Source organism: Novosphingobium sp. CCH12-A3 (assembly GCF_001556015.1).
GTDB classification, from domain to species: Bacteria; Pseudomonadota; Alphaproteobacteria; order Sphingomonadales; family Sphingomonadaceae; genus Novosphingobium; species Novosphingobium subterraneum.
Genome location: NZ_LSIA01000206.1, coordinates 47,120 through 69,527 on the forward strand (window position 1 = coordinate 47,120; position 22,408 = coordinate 69,527).

Annotated in this window: 19 protein-coding genes; 12 read left to right on the top strand and 7 right to left on the bottom strand. The window is 63.9% G+C overall.

Going from position 1 to position 22,408, the window contains the following annotated elements:
- Positions 1 to 223: 223 nt before the first annotated feature.
- Together AX703_RS15955 and AX703_RS28410 are read right to left on the bottom strand one after the other, a co-directional pair.
- Entirely contained in the window at positions 224 to 1,066 is an 843-nt protein-coding gene (locus tag AX703_RS15955) for a tetratricopeptide repeat protein (protein WP_231735567.1), read from the bottom strand.
- Positions 1,018 to 1,212, bottom strand: a complete 195-nt coding sequence (locus AX703_RS28410) for a hypothetical protein (protein WP_062345422.1) — start codon at positions 1,210 to 1,212, stop codon at positions 1,018 to 1,020. Before AX703_RS28410 ends, AX703_RS15955 begins: the two co-directional genes overlap by 49 nt.
- 240 nt (positions 1,213 to 1,452) lie before the next feature.
- Here AX703_RS28410 and AX703_RS15965 point away from each other — a divergent pair, with 240 nt between their 5' ends.
- The 4 genes from AX703_RS15965 to AX703_RS15980 are packed head-to-tail and all read left to right on the top strand — an operon-like array spanning position 1,453 to position 7,693.
- The gene (locus AX703_RS15965) at positions 1,453 to 4,029 is read left to right on the top strand and encodes a cyclic nucleotide-binding domain-containing protein (protein ID WP_082734641.1); all 2,577 of its coding nucleotides are present in this window, start codon (positions 1,453 to 1,455) and stop codon (positions 4,027 to 4,029) included.
- 4 nt (positions 4,030 to 4,033) lie between these two features.
- Positions 4,034 to 4,930 carry a hypothetical protein gene (locus AX703_RS15970; RefSeq protein WP_062345424.1) on the top strand — a complete coding sequence of 299 codons (897 nt, stop codon included), beginning with the start codon at positions 4,034 to 4,036 and terminating at the stop codon, positions 4,928 to 4,930.
- Positions 4,931 to 4,937: 7 nt separating this feature from the next.
- Positions 4,938 to 6,821: a cytochrome c3 family protein gene (locus tag AX703_RS15975; protein WP_062345426.1), complete on the top strand. Its 1,884-nt coding sequence runs from the start codon at positions 4,938 to 4,940 to the stop codon at positions 6,819 to 6,821.
- A 20-nt stretch (positions 6,822 to 6,841) separates the two neighbouring features.
- The gene (locus tag AX703_RS15980) at positions 6,842 to 7,693 is read left to right on the top strand and encodes a phosphodiesterase (RefSeq protein WP_039333542.1); all 852 of its coding nucleotides are present in this window, start codon (positions 6,842 to 6,844) and stop codon (positions 7,691 to 7,693) included.
- Positions 7,694 to 7,697: 4 nt separating this feature from the next.
- Here AX703_RS15980 and rpoN read toward each other — a convergent pair whose 3' ends face one another.
- Together rpoN and lptB are read right to left on the bottom strand one after the other, a co-directional pair.
- On the bottom strand, positions 7,698 to 9,185 hold the full coding sequence (gene rpoN, locus AX703_RS15985; RefSeq protein ID WP_062345429.1) for an RNA polymerase factor sigma-54: 1,488 nt from the start codon (positions 9,183 to 9,185) through the stop codon (positions 7,698 to 7,700).
- Between the two features lie 43 nt (positions 9,186 to 9,228).
- Positions 9,229 to 10,005, bottom strand: coding sequence for an LPS export ABC transporter ATP-binding protein (lptB, locus tag AX703_RS15990; RefSeq protein ID WP_039333545.1), 777 nt, complete (start codon positions 10,003 to 10,005; stop codon positions 9,229 to 9,231).
- Between the two features lie 228 nt (positions 10,006 to 10,233).
- On the opposite strand from lptB, the gene AX703_RS15995 reads away from it, so the two are divergent.
- Together AX703_RS15995 and AX703_RS16000 are read left to right on the top strand one after the other, a co-directional pair.
- Positions 10,234 to 10,599, top strand: coding sequence for a hypothetical protein (locus AX703_RS15995; protein WP_062345430.1), 366 nt, complete (start codon positions 10,234 to 10,236; stop codon positions 10,597 to 10,599).
- 89 nt (positions 10,600 to 10,688) lie between these two features.
- The gene (locus AX703_RS16000; protein ID WP_062345432.1) at positions 10,689 to 12,035 is read left to right on the top strand and encodes a TldD/PmbA family protein; all 1,347 of its coding nucleotides are present in this window, start codon (positions 10,689 to 10,691) and stop codon (positions 12,033 to 12,035) included.
- 62 nt (positions 12,036 to 12,097) lie between these two features.
- Here the strand turns inward: AX703_RS16000 and ppa are convergent, their stop codons facing one another.
- From ppa to AX703_RS16015, 3 genes are all read right to left on the bottom strand, one after another.
- A complete protein-coding gene (gene ppa / locus AX703_RS16005; RefSeq protein ID WP_039333549.1) occupies positions 12,098 to 12,634 on the bottom strand; it encodes an inorganic diphosphatase in 537 nt (178 codons plus the stop codon).
- An 85-nt stretch (positions 12,635 to 12,719) separates the two neighbouring features.
- A complete protein-coding gene (locus tag AX703_RS16010; protein ID WP_062345434.1) occupies positions 12,720 to 13,370 on the bottom strand; it encodes a DUF1345 domain-containing protein in 651 nt (216 codons plus the stop codon).
- Positions 13,371 to 13,374: 4 nt separating this feature from the next.
- Positions 13,375 to 15,333 carry a M61 family metallopeptidase gene (locus tag AX703_RS16015; protein WP_062345437.1) on the bottom strand — a complete coding sequence of 653 codons (1,959 nt, stop codon included), beginning with the start codon at positions 15,331 to 15,333 and terminating at the stop codon, positions 13,375 to 13,377.
- Positions 15,334 to 15,434: 101 nt separating this feature from the next.
- On the opposite strand from AX703_RS16015, the gene hisS reads away from it, so the two are divergent.
- The 6 genes from hisS to AX703_RS16045 form a co-directional block, all read left to right on the top strand.
- Complete coding sequence (gene hisS / locus AX703_RS16020; protein ID WP_062345439.1) at positions 15,435 to 16,679, top strand: histidine--tRNA ligase; 1,245 nt, start codon at positions 15,435 to 15,437, stop codon at positions 16,677 to 16,679.
- A 137-nt stretch (positions 16,680 to 16,816) separates the two neighbouring features.
- Positions 16,817 to 17,881 (top strand): peptide chain release factor 1, encoded by a 1,065-nt coding sequence (gene prfA / locus AX703_RS16025; RefSeq protein WP_062345441.1) that lies wholly within the window; start codon positions 16,817 to 16,819, stop codon positions 17,879 to 17,881.
- 9 nt (positions 17,882 to 17,890) lie between these two features.
- Entirely contained in the window at positions 17,891 to 18,757 is an 867-nt protein-coding gene (gene prmC, locus AX703_RS16030) for a peptide chain release factor N(5)-glutamine methyltransferase (protein WP_062345443.1), read from the top strand.
- Between the two features lie 196 nt (positions 18,758 to 18,953).
- The gene (locus tag AX703_RS16035; protein WP_369821031.1) at positions 18,954 to 19,946 is read left to right on the top strand and encodes a DUF4167 domain-containing protein; all 993 of its coding nucleotides are present in this window, start codon (positions 18,954 to 18,956) and stop codon (positions 19,944 to 19,946) included.
- A gap of 60 nt (positions 19,947 to 20,006) precedes the next feature.
- Positions 20,007 to 21,599, top strand: a complete 1,593-nt coding sequence (gene lnt, locus AX703_RS16040) for an apolipoprotein N-acyltransferase (protein ID WP_082734642.1) — start codon at positions 20,007 to 20,009, stop codon at positions 21,597 to 21,599.
- 72 nt (positions 21,600 to 21,671) lie between these two features.
- Positions 21,672 to 22,408, top strand: a 737-nt coding sequence (locus AX703_RS16045) for an S-adenosylmethionine synthetase N-terminal domain-containing protein (protein ID WP_304439899.1), incomplete at its 3' end; no start/stop codon positions are given.

A 22,408-nucleotide genomic window follows, 5' to 3' on the forward strand; every position in this document is an offset into this window, starting at 1 on the left:
GAACATGAAAGGTTAATTTGTTGTAAAGCGACGAAGCGGTTTCGCGCGGGTTAACGCCCAAGTCTCGGAAAAGTGATTCAATTCGGCGCAGCAGTGATTCGATTTGGCACGGAAGGCCTTGATTCCTGGGTGTCCCGAAACGAATCACCGGCGCCGGACCTGAGGCCGCAAGGTTAATGCCGAACGCGCGCCTTTGCCCAATGGCCGGGTTCGCAGGGCCGAATCAGGCCCCGGCTACACCAAGGCTCGAAGCAGCCTCACGCAGTTTGCGTGAGCTAGCACTGTCGTTGCGGAAGGCGGCAAGCCCCCTCTGCAAGGCCTCTGCCGCCTTGCGCGGTTCGCCCAGCTGCATGCGGCTGCGCAGCAGCATGATCCAGCGGTCGACATCGCCGGGATTGGCCTGAAGTTTCGCCTCCAGTCCGTCCACCATGCCGCGAATCATGGCTTCCTGCTGACCCTTGGGCATCCCCTGGGCAGCATTCATCTGCTCGCTGGTGGGGCCGGGAATTCCTGCCGCAGCCTTGTGCGGGCCATCGGTAATCACGCCATTGGCAGGGGCCGCAAACTTTGCTTCGGCAAGGCGCTTCTCGACATCGATCTTGTACTTCTCGCCGACATTGCGAATTACCTCGCGAATGTCTTCGGCGTACGGGGCGTCAGCGGGCGTATCCTCAAGCAGGGCAAACCAGGCGTTGATGGCCTGCCTATGCCGACCGGCCAGGTCCATTGCCACCGCCTGGAAATAGCGCGCACGGGCATCCTTCGGGTCAAGCTTGATCGCCTTGTCGAACGCTGCCTTTGCGTCACGGGGCATCCGCCCCTCTTCCTTGCTGGCAAGCACGAGTGCCTCGCCCAGGAACGACCATGTTTCGGCATGATCTGGGTCGAGCTTCGTCGCCTTCTTCAGCGCGGTGGCAGCTTCGGCGTAGCGTTCGGTCTGGAAATAGGACCAGCCCAGCATCCGCCAGCCCTCGGCATCGTCCGGTTTCTCCGCCAGCTTTGCCTCGAGCTTGGCGATCACGTCATCCACCGAAGGCTGCTGGCTGGGGGCGGCGGGCGGTGGCACGGGCCGCGAAGCATGGCAACACTGCCAGCGCCCAGCGCGATCAGTCCTGCGGCAATCAGGGCATAGCGGCCGACGTGCGACGTCCCTTGCGCCGGATCACGCGGTGCAGGCTCCCGCGGGTCGCTGGCGGGCTGGGGATCGGTCATCGCTCACTCCTGTCGGGCACCATCCTCGGCGTCCGTGTTATGTGGCGCATATCGTGCCGGTAGGGTCGCTTGCAAGCGTCACCGGCGCACAACCCGCCTCCCACGTCCGGATGCGCAAATTGCGGGTGGCAATGCGCGGCGCATCGGCTAATGTCATGCCACAGGGGTCGCAAATCGGTTTTTTGAACAGGCAGGTGCGGGAACAGCGCCGTCGGTTCGCGATGCGGGGGACGCATACCGGTGGGCGAGGTTTTCAAGGTTGCGATCATCGGCTCGGGCCCGGCGGGCATGAGTGCTGCCGGCCGTGCGGCGCAGCTCGGCATGAGCCACGTGCTGCTTGAAAAGACCGATCACCTTTCGGACACGATCTACAAGTACCAGAAAGGCAAGCACGTGATGGCCACGCCATCGCAGCTTGTCCTGCGATCGGATCAGGAGTTCGACGCGGGCAAGAAGGAAGACATCCTCGACAAGTGGAACCGCCGCACCGCCGAGCTCGGCGTGAACGTGAAGTACAATGCCGAGGTGAAATCCATCAAGGGAACCGGCGCCCCGATTCCCGGCTCGGTACAGAAGATTGTCACGAGAGCGCGCGACGGGTCGACCACCACGACCGAGCTCCAGCGCTTCGCACCCCCCTATGCCATCGAGCTGACCAACGGCGAGACGGTCATGGCCGAAACCGTGGTCCTTGCCATCGGCACGCAGGGCAACCCGAACCTCATGCGCTGCCCCGGCGGCGATCTGCCGCATGTGACCTACCAGCTGGACGATCCCTACGCCGTGCTCGACCAGCATATCGTTGTGGTCGGTACCGGTGACGCCGGGATCGAGAACGCGCGTGGCCTCGTCGAGGATCCGGCACAGGGCAACGTCGTCACGGTGCTCAACCGCAGTCCGAAATCGACCAACGTCCGCGAGAGCTTCGCCACCGCCAAGGAGCCCAATGCCAAGGCTCTGGTCGAGGATGACGCGGCAGGCAAGCTGACGATCCGCTACGAGACCGAGACCAAGTCGATCGAGCCCGGCTGGATCACCCTGTCGACCCGCGACGGCGAGGAGCGCATCCGCTGCGACCGCATCATCGCGCGTATCGGTTCGGCGCCACCGCGCGCTTTCGTGGAAGGCTGCGGCATCGAGTTCGCCAGTGCCGACCGCCTCGCCTTCCCGACGCTGTCACCACAGTTCGAATCGACGGCGCCCGGCATTTTCGTGATCGGCGCGCTGGCGGGCTATCCGCTGATCAAGCACTGCATGAACCAGGGCTACGATGTCGTCGAGTTCATCAACGGCAATACCGAACTGAAACCGGCGGACGAGCCACTGCTCGAAGCCAAGTTTGCAGGCTTGCCGGGTAACCGTTCGGTCAATGACTGGCTCGAGTTCCTGCGGACGAATGTCACGATCCTCGATGGCATGACCACGTTGCAGCTGCGCGAATTCATGCTCGATTCGGCCGCGCGCGCCTACGCCAAGGGCGAGACGATCTTCGAGAAGAACGATCCCGGGTCCTCCCTCTTCGCGATTGCCTCGGGCTCGGTTCACGTGCGGCTTGACCCCAACGATCCTTCAAAGGTCGTGCCGATTCCCGCCGGCACGATCTTCGGCGAAGTCGGCCTGATTTCCGGGCGCAAGCGTGGCGCCACGATTGTGGCGGCGGAAGACACCATCTGCGTTGAGATCAGCCGCAACGCCGCGCTCAAGCTGCAAAGCCAGGTGCCGACAGCCAAGCGCGCGATAGAGCGCATCTCGACCGAACGTCAGATCCTCCAGATGTTCGGTTCCGGGCTGACGAGCGCCGACATTGCGGAAGTGGTCGAGACCTCGAAGATCCTGCAGGTGCGCGCCGGTGACGCGATCATCCGGGAAGGCGAGGAAGACAAGGACATCTTTGTCATCCGTGTCGGCTCAATGGTCGTGGAAAAGGAAGTTGGCGGCAAGCCGGTGTTCCTGTCCTACCTGCCGGCCGGTTCCTACGTAGGCGAAATGGCGCTGATCGATGGCGGGCGGCGCACGGCAACGGTGCGCGCTGCAATCAAGAGCGAGGTCATCAGAATCGATGGCGAGGCCTTCAGCCGCGTCCTTGCCGCCAAGCCCGCCCTGCTCGAACGCGCGCGCAAGGACATGGAAGTGCGCCGCGCCACGAATGCCTTCATCGAATCCAAGAAGGACAGCTTCTCGGGCGTGGTCGACCTCTATTCCGAACAGGCCAAGTTCCTCGTCAGTCAGGGGTTGGGCGAAGCGACCGACGTCCTGCTGATCGATGAACGGCTCTGCGTCGGCTGTGACAACTGCGAAAAGGCCTGCGCCGACAGTCATGACGGGCTCTCCCGCCTCGATCGCGAGGCAGGCAAGAGCTTTGCTCATCTCCATGTGCCGACATCGTGCCGCCACTGCGAACATCCGCATTGCATGGCGGATTGCCCGCCCAACGCGATCCATCGCGGACCTGATGGCGAGGTGTTCATCAACGATACCTGCATCGGCTGCGGCAATTGCCAGCGTAACTGCCCCTACGGCGTGATCCGCATGGACAAGGTGCCGCCAAAGAAGCCCTCGCTGCTGTCATGGCTGTTCTTCGGCTCGGGCCCGGGGCCGGGCGAGCCACCTTACAAGTGGTCGAAGAAGAACACCAAGTACACTGGCGACCCTGCAGTCGACGAACTGCTCGACCGCAAGAAAGCGATCAAGTGCGACATGTGCGCCGGGATCGAAGGCGGCCCGAGCTGCGTCCGCGCCTGCCCGACCGGCGCTGCCATCCGCGTATCGCCCGACGAATTCCTGACCGTCGCGCGGCTCGAGAACGAGGGGGTCTGAGCCGATGGCATCCGTTGCACCACGCAAGCGTACCGGCGCCACCCGCCAGCGCACATCCACGCACGAAGGCTTTCTTACGCACCGGAACCTGTTCTGGGGCAAGCTTTCGGCCCTGCTGGCGGTCGCTCTGATCGCCCTTTACATCTTCGTGCCGCTTCCGGGCACGCACTTCGGTTCAAGCTGGCTGGGCTATACGCTCGGCACGATCGGTGCGCTGCTGATCTTGTGGCTGACGATGCTCGGCATGCGCAAGCGCGCAATTACCCCGGGGCGCTGGAGCCTGAAGGGATGGACTTCAGCCCATGTCTACCTTGGCCTGTGCCTGACAGTGATCGGCACGCTCCATTCAGGCTTTCACCTTGGCTGGAACGTCCATACTCTGGCCTGGGCGCTGATGCTGATCGTGATCGGATCGGGCATCTTCGGCATCTGGGTCTATGCCACGCTGCCGCAGGCGCTGTCAGCCAACCGCTATGACGAAGAAGGCGCGATCACCGAAAAGCAGATGATCGAAGCGCTGCGCTCGCTTGATCGCCAGATCCACGATGCTGCCCAGCCGCTCGACCCTGAAACGGCGACGCTCGTCGGCAAGAGCCTTGATGAAGATCCGTTCGCTGGCGGTTTCTGGAACCGCATCACCGGCAAATACCCCCGATGCGCCACGCGTAGCACGGCAGCGGAACTGCGGCGGCTGCGGGCCTATCGCCCGCGCATTGCCAACGATCCGCTCGACAAGATCGATGCCCTGCTGACGCGCAAGGAGGCGATGCTCGGTCGAATGCGACGGCACCTGAAGCTGAAATCCTGGCTGCAGGCATGGCTCTACATTCACGTGCCCGTGACATTTGCGCTGATCGCGGCGCTTTCCGCCCATATCGTCAGCGTCTTCTTCTACTGGTGAGCGCAAGATGAGCTTTCTAGTCCGCCAGATCGCGCTCAAGTCCAGTGGCGAGGAGATCGTCCGGCCGTCCACGGTCGAAGGCGATGTTCTCACCATCGGCCGCGATGCCGCATGCGACATCCACCTGCCCGACCTTGCCGTCGATCCGCGCCATGCACAGGTCACGCGCGCCGCGGACGGCAGCCTGATTATCGCCTCGATCGGAGCGCAGCCGTTCGAGGTCAACGGCCGCAGCACGACGCAATGTCCGCTGGATCCGCTGGCGGGCGCGGAACTGACCTTTGGTGGTCACCGCATTGCCGTTTCGGTCGATCCTGATTCGGGCGCGGCAACCTTCACCGTTCGCCGCGTCGAGGCCGTTTCGGACTCGGCCGAGGACAAGGACATCGCCACCGTCTACACGCTCAAGGGCCTGCTGCCCGGCAAGCGCATGTCGGCGTGGACCTTTGCCATACTGGTCCTGGTTTCGTTCCTCGCCTTCCCGATCTACAGCTACATGACCTACAAGCCGCTGGCGATGCAGGAGAAGGCGCGCCGGCCCGATGGCTTCCATGCCGACCAGACCTGGTCCTCGGGGCCGTTGAGCCTTGCCCACAAGAACCTGGGTGGAGATTGTCAGGCCTGCCACACGCAGGCCTTTGTCGCGGTGACTGACAACGCATGCCTGACCTGCCACACCAAGGACGCGCACGATCACATCGCGGACAAGAGGAGGCTGCTGAAGGCGCGCGGCGAACCAACCGGCATGGCCGCGATCCAGCGTGCGGTGGCCAGTGCCTTCAATCGCCCGGCTGGCAGGTGTGTGGATTGTCACACCGAGCATGAGGGGGCGGATGCTATGCCGGCCACCCAGCAGAAGTTCTGCGCGGACTGCCACAACGGAATGAAGGGTCGCTTGCCGGACACGAAGATCGCCGATGCCGCCGATTTCGGAACGGCCCATCCCCAGTTCAAGCCGATGATCATCAGCGGCATGAACGGCAGGAAGCCCCTTTTCCAGCGTGCCAGCTGGACGCCGGGGCTGACCGAGAACAACGGCCTGAAGTTCACCCATGGCCAGCATCTGTCCAAGACCAACGGCATCGCGCAGATGGTGCGCCGCATGCCAGGACGCTTCGCCGCCGGCGATGCGCTACAGTGCAAGGATTGCCACAAGGCCGATGCCACCGGCATCCGCTTCAAGCCGGTAGTGATGGAAGATTCCTGCCAGTCCTGCCATTCGTTGAGCTTCGACCAGGTCGGCGGCACCTTCCGAACCTTGCGGCATGGCGAGCCTGAACTGGTGGTCGCCGATCTGCGCGCATTCTATCGTGGCGGCGCTCCCGCGCGTCCGGCCAACCTGTCGGGCCTCGCTCGCCGCGTGCCGGGCGACGCTGCGCTGCGTTCCACTGCGGCCGACTATGCCCGCGCGGTGAGGTTCTATCCGACGCGCGCCGAACAGGCGGTGGCGCAAGTCTTCTCAAATGGCGGCATGTGCTACGATTGCCATACCGTCACGCGCGGCGGTTCTGCGGCAAGCGGGGGCTTTGCCGTCCAGCCGGTCGCACAGAACGATCGCTATTACCACAAGGGCTGGTTCGACCATAAGTCGCACAACAAGAGCGATTGCGCCGATTGCCACGTCAACGCCGTCACTTCGAACAAGGCGAGCGATCTGCTCGTCCCTGGGATTGACGGGAAGGGCGGCTGCCGTTCCTGCCATGTCGGCGGCGAGGGAGCGAAGCTTGCATCCGTATCCGTGAAAGACCCGGTCGATTCCTCCTGCGCCATGTGCCACTCCTATCACATGGATGCGGGCGCTCCCTGGGCGCCCAAGAAGGACCGCAAGAAGGACGTGGCGCAAACCGTGGCCGTGGCTGAAAGGCCCCGTTTCCCGGTGAAGCTGCGCTAGCGCGCCGGAACGGGGGGAAGATGCTGATCGCACAGGTCACCGATATTCACCTGGGGTTCGAGCCTGACTCGCCCGGTGAATTCAACCGGCAGCGGCTTGACCGCGTGCTGGGGGAGCTGGCCGCGATGCAGCCGCGCCCGGATTTGCTGCTGGCGACCGGTGACCTGATCGATCGCGGCGACAAGGCCAGCTACGAACGCTTGCGCGAAGCCTTCTCGGGCCTGCCATTCCCGGTCCACTATGCGCTTGGCAACCATGATGAGCGTGCCACTTTCCGCGAGGTTTTCCCCGAGATCACCTTTGACGGTGGCTTTCTCCAATATGTCGTGGAAGCCGGACCGCTACGCCTGATCGTGCTCGATACGCTCGAGGAAGGTCGCCACGGTGGAGCCTTCTGCGAGGCTCGGGCCGATTGGCTCAGAGCGCGGCTCGACGAGGCGCCAGAGGCGCGCACGCTGATCGTCCAGCACCACCCCCCGGTGGAGGTCGGCATTCCCTGGATGAACACAGATCCTGCCGAACCATGGGTCGAACGACTGGCGGCATGCCTGCGCGGCAGAAGCAACATCATCGGTATCGTCTGTGGCCATATCCATCGCGCCATCAGCACGGCATGGGAGGGCACCATTGTCGCCACATGCCCATCGACGGCGCCGCAAGTCGCGCTGGACCTGCGCCCGATCGATCCGGATTGCCCGGATGAGCGCAACCTGATCATTGCCGATCCACCGGGTTATGCGCTGCACTGGTTCAACGGCCGTGAACTGGTGACGCACTGGGACACGGCAGAGGACCATCAGGTTCTCGCACGCTATGATGCCAACCTGCAGGGCATGATCCAGCACATGCTGGCTGAGCGTCCCGGCGCTTGAGCGCCTAGCGGACCGCCGCCAGCGCTTTCTGACGCCGCCGTTGCACCGAACTGCCGAGCCCGATTGCCTCGCGATACTTCGCCACGGTGCGCCGGGCGAGGTCGAACCCCTTGGCTTTCAACAGATCGACAAGGGCATCGTCCGAAAGGATCGCCTTGGGATCTTCGGCATCGATCAATTGCCGGATCGCGGCCTTGACCGCTTCGGCCGACGCGCCTTCGCCGTCCGATGAGCCCACGCCGGATGTGAAGAAATACTTCAGCTCGAAAGTGCCACGCTCGCAATGCAGGTACTTGTTCGAGGTGACCCGGCTGACGGTCGATTCATGCATCGAGATCGCTTCGGCCACGGTCTTGAGCGTGAGCGGGCGCAAGTGCGCCACGCCATGCCGGAAGAAGCCGTCCTGTTGCTTCACCAGTTCCGATGCCACCTTGAGGATCGTCTTCTGCCGCTGGTCGAGCGCCTTCAGCAGCCAGTTGGCATCGGCCAGCTTGTCGCCCAGCCAGGCCTTGGCGTCCTTGCTGATGCAGGCCCCGCGCATCTCGACGTAGTAGCTGCGGTTGACGACCAGGCGCGGCAGAGTCGCCTGGTTGAGCGCGATGTTCCACCCGTCCCTTGTCGCGCGTACCAGGATGTCCGGCACGACCGCTTCTGCAGCGCCACCACCGAAGCGCAGGCCGGGACGGGGATCGTAGCTGCGCAACTCGGCCAGCATGTCGGCAAAATCTTCGTCATCGACCTGGCACAACCGCTTGAGCCGCGCGATCTCGCCGCGCGCGACGAGGTCCAGGTTGTCTATCAGCCGGGCCATGCAGGGATCGTAGCGATCGGCCTCCTTGGCCTGCAACGCGATACACTCGGCAAGGTTGCGTGCGCCGACGCCAGTGGGGTCGAGCGTCTGCACCAGCGTCAATGCGCGTTCGACGACGACGAGTGAAAGCCCGAGCGCATCGGCAATTTCGCCAAGTGGAATGCCGATGTAGCCCGCTTCGTCCAGCTGATCGATCAGCCAGCGTGCAACGAACAGCATCTGCGGGTCCGAAGTGATCGCGCCGATCTGTGCGTGCAGATGCTCGGCCAGCGTCTGCTCAAAGCGGCCATGCTCGTCGATATCCGGGCCTTCGCCGCCTGCCGACAAGTCGCGCGAGGAGGAAAGCTCGAATGCGCCAGCATCGCCGGTGTCACGGTCGCGATCGAGCGCCGAGACGTCGATGTCGAGAGGTCGATCCTCCTCGACCCGACCTTCAGAGACCAGCTGGTCAACCGGCGAGGATTCCAGATGCGTCCGCCGCAGCTCCTCGGGCAGGGCCTCCATCGGCTCTGCCGGAGAAGCCTCGCCGATCTCCAACAGCGGATTGGCTTCGAGCGCCTCGCCGATGAAGGTTTCCACCTCGAGGTTCGATAACGCCAGCAGCTTGATCGCCTGCTGGAGTTGCGGCGTCATCACCAGCGACTGGGTCTGCCTGATGTCCAGCCGAGGCCCGAGCGCCATCTCTCAGACTCCCCCCGAGTCCCGCATCAGTTGCCGCTCTGCCTCACAGGGTGAAACCCTCGCCCAGATAGAGCCTGCGGACGTTGGCGTCGGCAACAAGCGCTTCGGGGCTGCCTGCAAAAAGTACCTGCCCGCCGTAGATGATACAGGCGCGATCCACGATATCGAGTGTTTCGCGCACGTTGTGGTCGGTGATCAGGACGCCGATACCGCGCCCCTTGAGGTCCTTTACCAGATGGCGGATGTCGCTGATCGAAAGCGGGTCGATCCCGGCGAAGGGCTCGTCCAGCAGGATGATCGACGGGCGCGCCGCCAAGGCGCGGGCGATCTCGCAGCGCCTGCGCTCCCCGCCTGAAAGCGCCATGGCCGGGCTGGAGCGCAGCCGGGTCAGCCCGAATTCGTCGAGCAGACGTTCAAGCTCGGAGTCGCGGGTCGCCTTGTCCGGCTCGATCAGTTCGAGCACGGTTGAAATGTTCTGCTCGACAGTCATGCCGCGGAAAATCGAGGTTTCCTGCGGCAGGTACCCGAGGCCGAGGATTGAGCGCCGGTACATCGGCAGCTTGGTGATATCGACACCATCGAGCAGGATGCGGCCCGAATCAGGGCGCACGAGACCCATGATCGAATAGAAGCAGGTGGTCTTTCCCGCGCCGTTGGGGCCCAGCAGGCCCAGCACCTCGCCCTTGCCAACGGAAAGGGAGATGTCGGTGAGAACCGCGCGCTTGTCATAGGATTTGGCGATCGACACGACTTCGAGCCCGCCCTGCGGGATCGGCGGGGCGGCATTCGCGGGTGCGGCAGTCTTTTCGATCACGGTCATCGCTTCGGCTCTGCAGTTTCAGGCGCTTGGCTCTTCCATTAACGCCTCATCGCGATGCGGCAAACCCCGCGCCGCGCATTTGGCAGGATTTATGCATGGTCTGCCTTGTCGAGACGTGAATGCGCAAGGCGTGCCTCGGCGGAACACTCCAGATTGGAATTGATCTTGCAGGTTCGCCTGCCGCATGATCTACTGCTTTCGGAGCAGGGTAGCACAAGGAACGGAGCCATGAACAAGGCCCTCCATTCGCAGGCGGCAAAGTCCGCGGCGATCGACTGGCGCAAGAAGATGAGCAACAATGTTGCCTACGGGCTGCTGGTCTACACCGCGTTGCAGATCTTCGTCACCATGCACGAGCTGCAGGACCAGAGCGCCTCGATCCTTCCAGTCTTCGTGCTGGTGGTGCTGGTTGCGGCCATCATCCCGCTTTTCCGCCATTTCGAGCGCCGCTGGGAGCATCTGAGCGACGACCAGGCGCATGACATGGCGTTCGCCGCGGCATTCAAGCGAGACCAGATCAGGGTCTGGGCGCTAGCGGCGCTGTTGCCATTCCTGATTACTGGCATCTTCAAGGCGCTTGCCGCATTATTCTGAACCGAAGTCGGCTTCCTGACCTATAGATTGCCCCCGCCCGTTGAGGGCGCTAGACCCCGCAGCCTTCCCGCTTGCGAAAAGGTCTGTTCATGCTGTCACCCGCCGAAGCCCAGGAGCGCTGCGAAGCGCTGATCGCACGTGCGCGCCGTGCCGGGGCCGATGCGGGCGATGCCGTCTACCTTGGCAACTCTTCGGAATCGGTCTCGGTCCGTCTTGGCGCGCTCGAGGATGTGGAACGGTCCGAGTCCGAAAACATCGGCCTGCGCGTCTTTGTCGGCGGAGCATCGGCCTCGATCGGCTCAACCGATCTAGGCGACGCTGCGCTCGATGAACTGGCCAGCCGGGCCGTTGCCATGGCAAGGCTCGCTCCGGCAGACCCGTTTGCAGGTCTCGCCCCCGAAGAACTCCTGCTGCAGGGTCTCGCCCCCGACCTCGATCTTGATGACGGGACCGAACGCAGCCCCGCAGACCTTCGCCGCCTCGCCGAAGAAGCCGAAGAAGCCGCCCGCGCCATCCCCGGGGTGACCAACAGCGAGGGCGGCGGGGCCAGCGCTGGCCGCGGGCTGTTCGCACTGGCCACCAGCCACGGCTTCTCCGGTGCCTATGCCGCCTCCAGCCACAGCATCTCGGCAAGTGTCGTCGCTGGCGAAGGCGGCAACATGCAGCGCGACTACTCCTGGCGCAGCACCCGCTATGCCGCGGACCTCAAAGGCCCTGCCGACATCGGTCGCGAAGCGGGTGAGAGGGCCGTACGCCGCCTGAATCCAGGACGGGTCAAGTCCGGCCCGATGCCGGTCGTGTTCGACACGCGCGTCGCCAATTCGTTGGTCGGCCATCTGCTGGGAGCAATGAGCGGAGCCTCGATTGCCCGTCGCGCCAGCTTCCTGCTCGATCGCGATGGCCAGAAGCTGTTCGACAGTGCGATCACTATCTCGGACAATCCGTTGGCGCTACGCGGTATGCGCTCGCGCCCGTTCGATGGCGAAGGGCTGCCCACCGCACCGCGCAAGCTGATCGATGCCGGACAATTGACCGGCTGGCTCATGGATTCGGCCGCCGCACGCCAGCTGGGAGCAATGCCGACTGGCCATGCCTCGCGCGGGTCGTCGGGCGCGCCGCACGTGACGTCCAGCAATGTCGTACTCGAAGCCGGCACTGTCACGCCGGCCCAGCTGATGGCCGACATTGCCGATGGCGTCTATGTCACCGAACTGATCGGGCAGGGCGTCAACGGCGTGACTGGCGACTACAGCCGCGGGGCTTCGGGCTTCCGCATCGTGAATGGCGAACTGGCGGGGCCAATTGCAGAATTTACGGTGGCGGGGAATCTCATCGATATGTTCGCTGCACTGACCGCAGCTGACGACCTCGACGTTTACCGGGGCATCGATACGCCAACCCTGCGTATCGACGGCATGAGCGTGGCGGGCGATTGAAACGAGAGAGGGCGCAAGGTCGGCAGACCCCGCGCCCTCCATCTTGCGCAAGCTTGTAAAGCTCAGCCCTTGGCCGACTTTGCGCGTTCGATCGCTTCGATCGTGATGCGCCTTGCATCATCGGCGCCGCCCCAGGTGCCGACACGAACCCACTTGTCCTTTTCCAGGTCCTTATAGTGGGTGAAGAAGTGCTCGATCTGCTGCATCACGATCTCGGGCAGATCCTCGCGTTCCTTCACGTCCGAATAGTACGGGAAGGTCGAATCGACCGGCACGCAGACCAGCTTCTCGTCGCCGCCATGTTCGTCCTCAAGGTTGAGCACGGCGATCGGACGGGCGCGGACGACCGAGCCTGCGAGGAACGGCGAGCGCGCGATCACCAGTGCGTCGAGCGGATCGCCATCGGGTGAAAGGGTGTGCGGCACGAAGCCGTAGTTGGCAGGATAGCGCATCGGCGTGTGCAGGATGCGGTCGACGAACAACGCGCCCGATGCCTTGTCGAACTCGTACTTGACCGGCTCGCCGCCGACGGGAACCTCGATGATGACGTTGAGGCTTTCCGGCGGATTGTCACCGGTGGGAATCATGTCGATGCGCATCTTTGGCCCTGTTCATTGGGTGGAGAGAATGCGCCGCCCCTAGCGAAGCCGCTTTTGCACCGCAACAAGACTTATGGCGAAACCCCTATCCTAGCGCGTTTATGGTGAAGGCAATCACGCCGATGTTGAACACGAACGCCGCGAAAGAGTGCAGCGTGGCAATGCGGCGCACCGTCTTACTGGTGATCTCGGTGTCCGATGTCTGGAAGGTCATGCCGAGCGTGAAGCTGAAATAGGCAAAGTCCAGGTAGTCGGGCGTCTTCGTGCCCGGAAAGTCGATCCCACCGGCGTCCTTGCCATCGCGGCTGGTGTAGAACAGGTGCGCATAGTGCAGGGCATAGACCGAGTTGGCGAACAGCCAAGTCAGCAGCAGCGTGCCGACGAGCTTGACCATGGCCAACCGGTCTCCGCCCGAGGCGCGTGGCAGCTCGCCGGAAATGGCGGCAAGGACCACCATGGTCACGATCGTGGTGATCGCCAGCACGAGCACACGATTGGCATCGTTCGCCGTGGCGTGGGCGCGCATCTGCGTTACGTCGCTGTCTCGCAGCAGCGGCAGCAAAGAAAGCAGGAAGACGCCTGCTGCGAGATCGAAACTCAATGCTGCCGCGTCGGCAATCTGGTTTGCGCCGGGGATCTGCCAGTAGCCGCAGAAAGCGGCCAGGAGCAGCACAAGAAACAGGACGAAGCGCGGTGGCGCCAGCCGGTTTCCCAGCGTGACGCCGTCACGGCTCACAGGCTTACTTTTTGTTCGCCGCAGCCGCGCCCGGACGCTTCGGCGTCAGCAGCAGGTCGAGGCCGGTGGGCGCCTTGCCCGGTGCAACACGTTCGAGCCAAGGGTAGCGCAGGCCATCCTTGTAATCGATCTTCACCGTTTCGAACCGGTTGCCGCGCTTGACCAGCAGTTCGAGGGGCTGACCCTTTTCGCCCTTTGCCGCAGTGACCGCCTTTTTCATGTCATCAGCGCTGTAGGCCGTGCCATTGATTGCCATGATCTGCGTGCCGGTCACGATGCCGGCGTTGAACGCCGGACTGTCCCAGCGGGTGCCGGTAACCTTGCCGTCCTTGTCAAGCGAGATGCCGACCGAGTTGGCAAGGCTCAGGCCCTTTCCGAAGTCCATTGCGGCCTTCATGTAGGGGTTCGGCTCCTCCTTCCAGACAAGCTTGTAGCCCCCCTTCTCGATTCCGTTCAGCGGCGCGGGCTGGCCCGGCTGATTGATGCGGGTGTCGATCAGCTTGGCCCAGTCATAGGGGTAGAGCGCGTTCAGCTTGGTCACGATCTCGTCCACCTCGAACGGGATCTGGCCATAGTCGCCCGGATTCATGCCGAAGAACGCCTTGGCGAAATCGTCGATCGACTTCTTGCCGCCGGTGCCTTCGCGCAGGATCTGGTCGATCTCGAGCCAGACCAGCGCGCCTTCGGTGTAGTAGTCTTCATTGCGGGCGAGCGAGGAGTAAGGCTTGGGCTTGCGCGAGGCGAAGACGGGATCGAAGCCTGTATCCTCGACCGAACGCCAGTCACGACCCGGCTGCTGTGTGAAGCCGCCGGCCCACGCTGCCAGCATGCCGAGCACCGTATCCTTGCCCTGCATGCCCGAACGCGCGGCAAGCACTGCCCCCCAGAACTGGTCCTGGCCTTCGTAGGTCCACAGCAGGTCACCCTGCATCGGCTGACGATAATCGGGCGTCCACAGGCGCGCCGGGCGGCGGAACTTGCCCGACCACGAGTGTGCATATTCGTGCGGTAGCAGGTTGCGGTCCCATTCCTGCTTGGCCCACTCCGTAAAGGCTTCCGGCTCCAGCTGGTTCTCGCTTGACCGGTGATGCTCGAGGCCGATGCCGCCGATCTTGTCGGACAGGGCGAGGAGGAACTCGTAATGGTCAAAGTGGTTGGCGCCGAATGCCAGCTTCGCTTCCTGTACCAGGGCGCTGTGGGCAGCAATGTGTTCCGGCTTGGCTTCGAGCTGCTCAGGCTTGTCGGCCACGACGTTGAGCGTGACGTTCTGCCCGAGGTCCCACTTCTTGAAGTACTTGCCGGCGAAGATCGGCGAATCGACCAGCGTCTCGTAGTCGGTTTCGGCCCAGGTCACGCGGTTGCCGCTCATGCTCATTCCGTCGAGAGCGGTGGCGGGCGTCCAGCCTTGCGGCAGGGTTACGGTGGGCTTCACACGGATGCGGCGCACGTAGTGGCCTGCCGGATAAAGGCTCATCTTCTCCCACTGCAGGTTGAGCATCTCGGGCGTCATCGTGATGCGCCCTTCGGCGCTTTGCAGCGGCGAGGTGTGGATCAGCTTGGCGACGACTTCCTTGGCGCCGGCCGGCAGCATGACGTGGAAGGCATAGACCTCGACCCGGTCACGCTTCCATTCCACCGGCTTGCCATCGACGAAGAACTGCACGCCGACCAGTTCGGCCAAGGGACCGCGCGGGCCATGGTTGCCAGGCAGCCACTGCGGGTAGAGCAGGATCACTTCCTTCGCGCCCGAGGCAACGGGGATGGTCTGCGTGACCTTGTAGGCACCGCGCGCCACGTCGCTCGCGTCGATATCGAGCGTCATCACGCCGGGATAGGCCACGTCCTGTGCGTCCGGCACGGTCTGCTGGATCGGCACGGCCATGGGCGCAGAATTTGCCGCAAGAGCCTGAGTTGATACGGAAAGGGCGAGGAGGAGCGGGGCTGCCGCGAGCGTCGTCTTCATGGACCGGTTAATGGCGCGAAGCCGTCACATTCGCAACCATTGTCGCCCACCTTTTTCTGACCGCTTTCCGTTTTCGCGCTTTCGGGCTAATCGCGCGCTCCATGAGCACACAGACACCGCAGGCCATCCGTGGCACCCAGGACATCTTCGGCCCCGACGCCGAGGCCTTTGCCTTCGTCGTCGAGACGTTCGAGCGGGTGCGCAAGCTCTACCGCTTCCGCCGCGTGGAAATGCCGGTGTTTGAAAAGACGGCGGTTTTCAGCCGGTCCTTGGGCGAGACGACCGACGTCGTGTCGAAGGAAATGTACTCTTTCGAGGATCGCGGCGGGGAATCGCTGACGCTGCGGCCCGAATTCACCGCCGGAATCGCGCGCGCCTTCATCACCGATGGCTGGCAGCAGTATGCGCCCCTGAAGGTTGCGACGCATGGGCCGCTGTTCCGCTATGAGCGGCCGCAAAAGGGCCGCTACCGCCAGTTCCACCAGATCGACGCCGAGATCATCGGCGCGGGCGAGCCGCAGGCGGATGTCGAACTGCTTGTAATGGCTGACCAATTGCTGAAGGAGCTCGGCATCGCGGACGGCGTGACGCTACAGCTCAACACGCTGGGCGATGCCGAAAGCCGCGAGAAGTGGCGTTCCCAACTCGTGGCATACTTCATGGGGGCAAAGGACCAACTCTCCGAGGACTCTCAGGAGCGGCTGGCCAAGAATCCGCTGCGGATTCTCGACAGCAAGGAGCCCCGCGACAAGGTCTTCACCGCCGACGCGCCCAAGATCGACGACTACCTTTCGAGCGAAGCGCAGGATTTCTTCGCGAAGGTCACTTCGGGACTCGACGCGGCGGGTGTCAGCTGGACCCGCGCGCCGACTCTGGTGCGCGGGTTGGACTATTACCGCCACACCGCGTTCGAGTTCGTGACCGACCGGCTGGGCGCGCAGGGCACCGTGCTCGGCGGTGGCCGCTATGACGGGTTGATGGAAGCGCTGGGCGGCGCTGCAACACCGGCGGTGGGCTGGGCGGCCGGGATCGAGCGGCTGGCGATGCTGGTGGGGGATAAGGGCGAGGCCAAGGCCGACGTCATTGTCGTGGTCGAGGACGACAAAGCACTCTTGGATGGACATGCAATCTGCGCGTTCTTGCGTAGGGGAGGCTTCGCAACTGAACTGGTGGCAACGGGTTCGCCCCGTAAGCGCTACGACAAAGCGGTAAAGTCCGATCCCAAGAGCATCATTTCCTTGGTTGTGCAGGACGGAAAGATTGAGCGCCGAACCAAGAACCGGGGTAACGAGGTGTTCGGCATGGCGCTTGAAGCAACCGTTCAAAGCTATCAGGCACGGTCCTAGTTGCTGGCTGTGTCTGCGCTGCGCAAACTCCGTCACCCTGAACCTGTTTCTGGGTCAATCTCTACCCATCCACGGACGGTGTTTGCGGAGGGTTGGATGCTGAAACGAGTTCAGCATGACGACGTGAGGGTGGTCGCGTGAGCGTTTCCGAAGCCCGCCTTGCCCAGATCGCCAATCGCTTTGCCGAGCTTGAGGCGCGGCTGGCTTCGGGTACGCTGGAGGGGGCGGAGTTCATTGCCGCCAGCCGGGACTATGCCGAGCTGGAACCGGTCGCCCGCGTCGCCCGCGAGATTGCGGACATGCGCGCCGAACTGGTCAGCCTTGCCACGCTGGACGATCCCGACATGCGCGAACTGGCGGACGAGGAACTGCGGCGGATCAATGCCGAACTTCCGGAGGCCGAGCACCGCCTCGCCATCGCCATGCTGCCGCGCGATGCGGCGGACAGCCGCCCGGCCATGCTCGAAATCCGCGCTGGCACCGGCGGCGACGAGGCCGCGCTCTTCGCTGCGGACCTGTTCCGTATGTACGAACGCTATGCCGCCGAGCAGGGCTGGCGGGTCGAGGTCGTCTCGGTCAACGCCAATGACCTCGGCGGCTACAAGGAAGTGGTCGCCAACGTCACGGGCAGCGGGGTCTTCGCCAAGCTCAAGTTCGAAAGCGGCGTGCACCGGGTGCAGCGCGTGCCGGTGACCGAAAGCGGCGGCCGCATCCATACTTCCGCGGCGACCGTCGCCGTGCTGCCGGAGCCTGACGAGGTGGACGTGCGCATCGAGGACAAGGATCTCAAGATCGACGTCTACCGCGCGAGCGGCGCAGGCGGCCAACACGTCAACACCACCGATTCCGCCGTGCGCATCACCCACCTGCCCACCGGCACGGTCGTCACCTGTCAGGACGGACGCAGCCAGCACAAGAACAAGGACAAGGCAATGCAGGTCCTGCGCGCCCGCCTGTTCGAGGCGCAGCGCGATGCTGCCCAGGGCGAAGAGGCCGAGGCGCGCAAGGCGATGGTCGGATCGGGCGACCGCTCCGAGCGCATCCGCACCTACAATTTCCCACAAGGCCGCGTGACCGACCATCGCATCAACCTGACGCTGCACCGCCTGCCCGAGATTCTCGAAGGCCCCGGCCTTGCCGAACTGATCGACGCGCTGATCGCCGAGGACCAGGCCAAGCGGCTGGCGGCGATGGATGGGTAACAGCGCCAAGTGAAGGTTGCCGAGGCCCTGCGCGCCGCCGCCGACCGGCTTTCCGCTACATCGGACACGGCCCGCCTCGATGCCGAAGTGCTGATGGCGCATGCGCTGGGCTGTTCGCGGACCGATCTGCTGCTGCGGCACATGGCGGCGGCGGTGCCCGATGGCTTCGATGCGCTGGTCGAGCGGCGGACGGGCCATGAGCCGGTTGCTTATATTACCGGCACTGCCGAGTTCTATGGCATCGAGCTTGCCGTAAGCCCCGCCGTCCTGATCCCGCGCGGCGATACCGAAACGCTGATCGAGGCGGCACGTGAGGCGTTTGCCGGCGAGGCGCCACCCGAGCGAATTCTCGATCTCGGAGCAGGCTCGGGCGCTCTGCTGCTGGCGGCGCTGTCGCTATGGCCGGACGCCGAAGGCATCGCGATCGAGCGCTCTCCCGAAGCCTCGGCTGTGGCGAAAGCGAATGCCAGACGCCATGCGCCGTCCGCGCGAATCCTTGAAGGCGACTGGACACAGACGGATTGGGCGCAGGGTCTGGGCAGGTTTGACCTGGTCCTCTCGAACCCGCCTTATGTCGAGGAACACGCGAATCTCGATGCATCGGTCCGTCAGTACGAGCCAGCATCCGCGCTGTTTTCCGGCCTCGAAGGGCTGGACGATTACCGCATTCTGGTGCCGCAGCTTCCTGCACTCCTGACCGCGCGGGGTATTGCCTTGGTCGAGATCGGCTGGACACAAGCCGACGCCGTGACAGACATAGCGCGTGGGGCCGGGATGTCCGCGCGGGTCCATTGCGATCTGGCAGGGCGAAAAAGGGCGGTCGAAATGGCGGTTTCTGCCAATATTCCTCTTGGCAAGGGACCTGCGGATCACTAATTGTGTTCTTAGGCAGGGGACGGACGAAGGCTTCCCGTCCCGGCCAAATCCACCATTTGCAGGGAATATCGGCCAAAGGGGCCGGGACGAGCGCAGATGCTGGGAACTCCGATTCGCATGACGCGAACCGGTGGCGGAGGGTTGCGCGGCATTACGGGTTGCTCAAGCTTTACGAGAGGCCGCCCCATTTAAGGAAGTGCCTGAGTTGAATAACAATCGTGGTAACAACCGCCGTCGCGGTCGGGGCAACAACAATCGCCCCCAGAACGGTGGTCAGCAGCTCAACCGGATCGACAGCCGTGCGCGGGGCAATGCGCCCCAGATGCTGGAGAAGTATCGCAAGCTCGCGCAGGACGCCCACCTGAATGGCGACCGCGTGCAGGCCGAATACTATCTGCAATTTGCCGACCACTATTTCCGCGTGATCGCCGACACCCGCCTCCGTCAGGAAGAGCAGCGCGCCCGCCAGAACGGCGGCGAGCGCTGGCAGGATCAGGACACCGAGGAAGGCGCGGACGAATTCAGCGTTGAAGGTGATTTTCCCGCGTTCGACCGTCCGGTTTCCACCCGGCGCGAGCGTGAAGACCGCGAAGATCGTGGTGAACGTCAGGATCGGGGCGAACGCCAGGACCGTGGTGACCGCTATGAAGGTCGCCGCGATCGCGAGGATCGCCCCCGTGACGACCGCCCCCGTGACGACCGCCAGCGTGAAGAGCGCCCCCGTGAAGACCGGCAGCGCGACGATCGCGGTTCCGAAGAGCGCGGCACGCGTCGTGAGGGCGCCCGCCGGTTCGAGCGCAATCGCAGCCGCGATGCCGATGCGGAAGCGGCACCTGCCGAGGCTCTGCCCGGTGAAGGTGTTCCGGCCATCGAGGGTGAGCCGATTGCCGATGCCAACGACAATCCGTTCGTGACCCGGGCGACACGTGGGCTTCGCCCGCGCACCGAGCGGCGTCCGCGCGGCGCCAAGGCTGCGGCTGACGAAGCACCGGCGACGCTGGATGCCTCGTTCCTGCCACCATCGATAAGCGCCAAGGCCGAGGCCGAGCCTGCTCCGGTTGCAGCACCGGCCCCAGAACCCATTGCCCCCGAGCCCGGTGCCGAAGAGGCCACTGCTCCTGCACCCAAGAAGCGAGGCCGTCCGCGCAAGACTCCGGTCGCCGAAGCGACCGAGCCTGCAGAGGGTTGATTGGTGACGCCGGGATGGGCCGCTTGCGGTCTCTCCCGGCGCACCCCATAGCAGGAAGGCATGACAGCTTCCCGCTTTTCCCCCCGCTTTCCGGCTCGCCTTCCTTCGCGTGACAGCCTGCTGACCATTGCCGCTGGTGGCCTTGCTGCCTGCGGTTTTCAGCCGTTGGGCCTGTGGCCGCTGACGCTGGCTGCCCTCGCGTTCCTGATCCACCGCCTGCATGTGGTAAAGACCTGGCGGCAGGCGCTGCTCACTGGCTGGCTGTTCGGTGTCGGGCATTTCACCGTCGGCAATGGCTGGATCGCCACGGCTTTCACCTATCAGGCGGAAATGCCAACCTGGCTTGGCTGGATCGCGGTATTCCTGCTTGCGCTCTACCTCGCGGTATTCCCGGCCTTGGCAACGTGGGGTGGCTGGTGGCTGGCAAACACCCGCAGGGCCATGCTCTTGCCGGCCTTTGCCGCGGCGTGGATCGTGTCTGAATGGCTGCGCTCGTGGGTTTTCACCGGGTTTGCGTGGAACCCGCTGGCGATGGTGACACTGGGCGGTTTCGAGCGCCCCGGGCTCGCCCTCGCTGCACAATGGTTGGGAACTTACGCCCTGTCAGGGCTTGTCGTCCTGCTGGCCGGATGGTGGCTCTTTGCGCTCCGGTCCTTCCGACAGGGACAAAAATGGGCTGCGGGTGCCTACTTGCTCGGCCCCGCTGTGCTCATGGTTCTGCCACTTCATGGCGAGCGGCTTGAAGGGACCTTGCCGTTTACGCTGGTCCAGCCGGATGTGCGCCAGGACCTGCTCAACGATCCCGCCAATTTCGAGAATCAGTTCCAGAAGACGGCGAGGCTCTCTCTGACTCGCAAGCCCGGCGAGAACCGCCTTTTGCTCTGGCCTGAAAGCGGCGTGCCGGACTTTCTGCGCGAGGGCTATTCCCAGTTCTGGTACGACGAGACGACTTATGCCGGCGACCCGGTGCTGGCGCGAGAGCGGCTCGGCAAGGTCGCCGGCATAGGTGGCCTGCTGCTGACCGGAACGACCGATCTTGCCATGGAGGGGCGCAAGGTGGCGGGCGCCTGGAATGTGGTGACGGCGCTTGACTCTGACGGGGCCATCAAGGGTTCGTACGCCAAGGCGCATCTCGTTCCTTATGGCGAGTACCTGCCGATGCGCTCACTCCTCGAACCGCTGGGTCTGTCGCGATTGGTTGCGGGCAGCCTTGATTTCTTCGCCGGGCCTGGGCCTCGCACACTCGATCTGGGCCGATATGGCAAGGCCGGGGTGCAGATCTGCTACGAGATCATCTTCTCGGGACAGGTGGTGGATCGCGCGCATCGGCCGGATTACCTGTTCAATCCGTCCAATGATGGCTGGTTCGGCGCCTGGGGGCCGCCGCAGCATCTGGCGCAGGCGCGGATGCGCGCAATAGAGGAGGGGTTGCCGGTCTTGCGGGCAACCACGACCGGCATAAGCGCGGTCGTGGATGCCGATGGCGTCGTCCGTCAGTTCGTGCCGCAACATCGCGCCGGCCGGTTGGACGGCGTGATCCCTCCCGCCCATGCGGCGACACTGTTTGCGCGCACCGGGAACATGCTCGCCCTTTTGTGGGCAGTAGCGCTTCTTTTCGTTGCACTGGTTGCAAGTGCCACGCGGAAACGCTAAGCGGGCAGGGACATAAAGCTTTCTTTATATCGCTTGTCTCAAAGCACAGGCCCTCTTGGCATAGGACTCTCGATGCGCACCGATTACCTGTTCACTTCCGAATCCGTATCCGAAGGCCATCCGGACAAGGTTTCCGACCAGATCAGCGACGCGATCGTCGACCTGTTCCTGTCCAAGGATCCCGAAGCGCGCATCGCCTGCGAAACCCTGACCACGACGCAGCTTGTCGTTCTTGCCGGCGAAATCCGCTGCAAGGGCGTGTATGAGAACGGTGAATGGGCTCCGGGCGCGCAGGAAGAGATCGAGCGGACCGTGCGCGAGACGGTCAAGCGCATCGGCTATGCGCAGGACGGCTTCCACTGGGAGAAGTTCGAGTTCATCAACCGCCTGCATGGCCAGTCGGCCCACATCGCGCAGGGCGTCGATGCTGGCGAGAACAAGGACGAGGGCGCGGGCGATCAGGGCATCATGTTCGGCTATGCCACGGATGAAACGCCGGGCCTGATGCCGGCGACGCTCTACTACAGCCACAAGATTCTCGAACGCATGGCCGCCGATCGCCATTCCGGCGCCGCGCCGTTCCTCGAACCCGACGCCAAGAGCCAGGTCACGCTGCGCTATGAAGGCTCGCTGCCGGTTGCGGCCACCGCCATCGTCGTCTCGACGCAACACAAGGCAGGCTACGACGAGAACGACCCGGCCAAGCAGGCCGAACTCGAAGCCTATGTGAAGAGCGTGATTGCCGACGTGATCCCGCCGGTGCTGCTGCGCGAAACCGAATACTTCATCAACCCGACCGGCAGCTTCGA

Coding starts and splice junctions, on each gene's coding strand:
- lnt (WP_082734642.1), top strand. CDS start 20,007: ATGACAGCTTCCCGCTTTTCCCCCCGCTTTCCGGCTCGCCTTCCTTCG.
- AX703_RS16000 (WP_062345432.1), top strand. CDS start 10,689: ATGCTGTCACCCGCCGAAGCCCAGGAGCGCTGCGAAGCGCTGATCGCA.
- AX703_RS16015 (WP_062345437.1), bottom strand. CDS start 15,333: ATGAAGACGACGCTCGCGGCAGCCCCGCTCCTCCTCGCCCTTTCCGTA.
- hisS (WP_062345439.1), top strand. CDS start 15,435: ATGAGCACACAGACACCGCAGGCCATCCGTGGCACCCAGGACATCTTC.
- AX703_RS15995 (WP_062345430.1), top strand. CDS start 10,234: ATGAACAAGGCCCTCCATTCGCAGGCGGCAAAGTCCGCGGCGATCGAC.
- lptB (WP_039333545.1), bottom strand. CDS start 10,005: ATGACCGTGATCGAAAAGACTGCCGCACCCGCGAATGCCGCCCCGCCG.
- AX703_RS15980 (WP_039333542.1), top strand. CDS start 6,842: ATGCTGATCGCACAGGTCACCGATATTCACCTGGGGTTCGAGCCTGAC.
- AX703_RS28410 (WP_062345422.1), bottom strand. CDS start 1,212: ATGACCGATCCCCAGCCCGCCAGCGACCCGCGGGAGCCTGCACCGCGT.
- ppa (WP_039333549.1), bottom strand. CDS start 12,634: ATGCGCATCGACATGATTCCCACCGGTGACAATCCGCCGGAAAGCCTC.
- AX703_RS15970 (WP_062345424.1), top strand. CDS start 4,034: ATGGCATCCGTTGCACCACGCAAGCGTACCGGCGCCACCCGCCAGCGC.
- AX703_RS15975 (WP_062345426.1), top strand. CDS start 4,938: ATGAGCTTTCTAGTCCGCCAGATCGCGCTCAAGTCCAGTGGCGAGGAG.
- rpoN (WP_062345429.1), bottom strand. CDS start 9,185: ATGGCGCTCGGGCCTCGGCTGGACATCAGGCAGACCCAGTCGCTGGTG.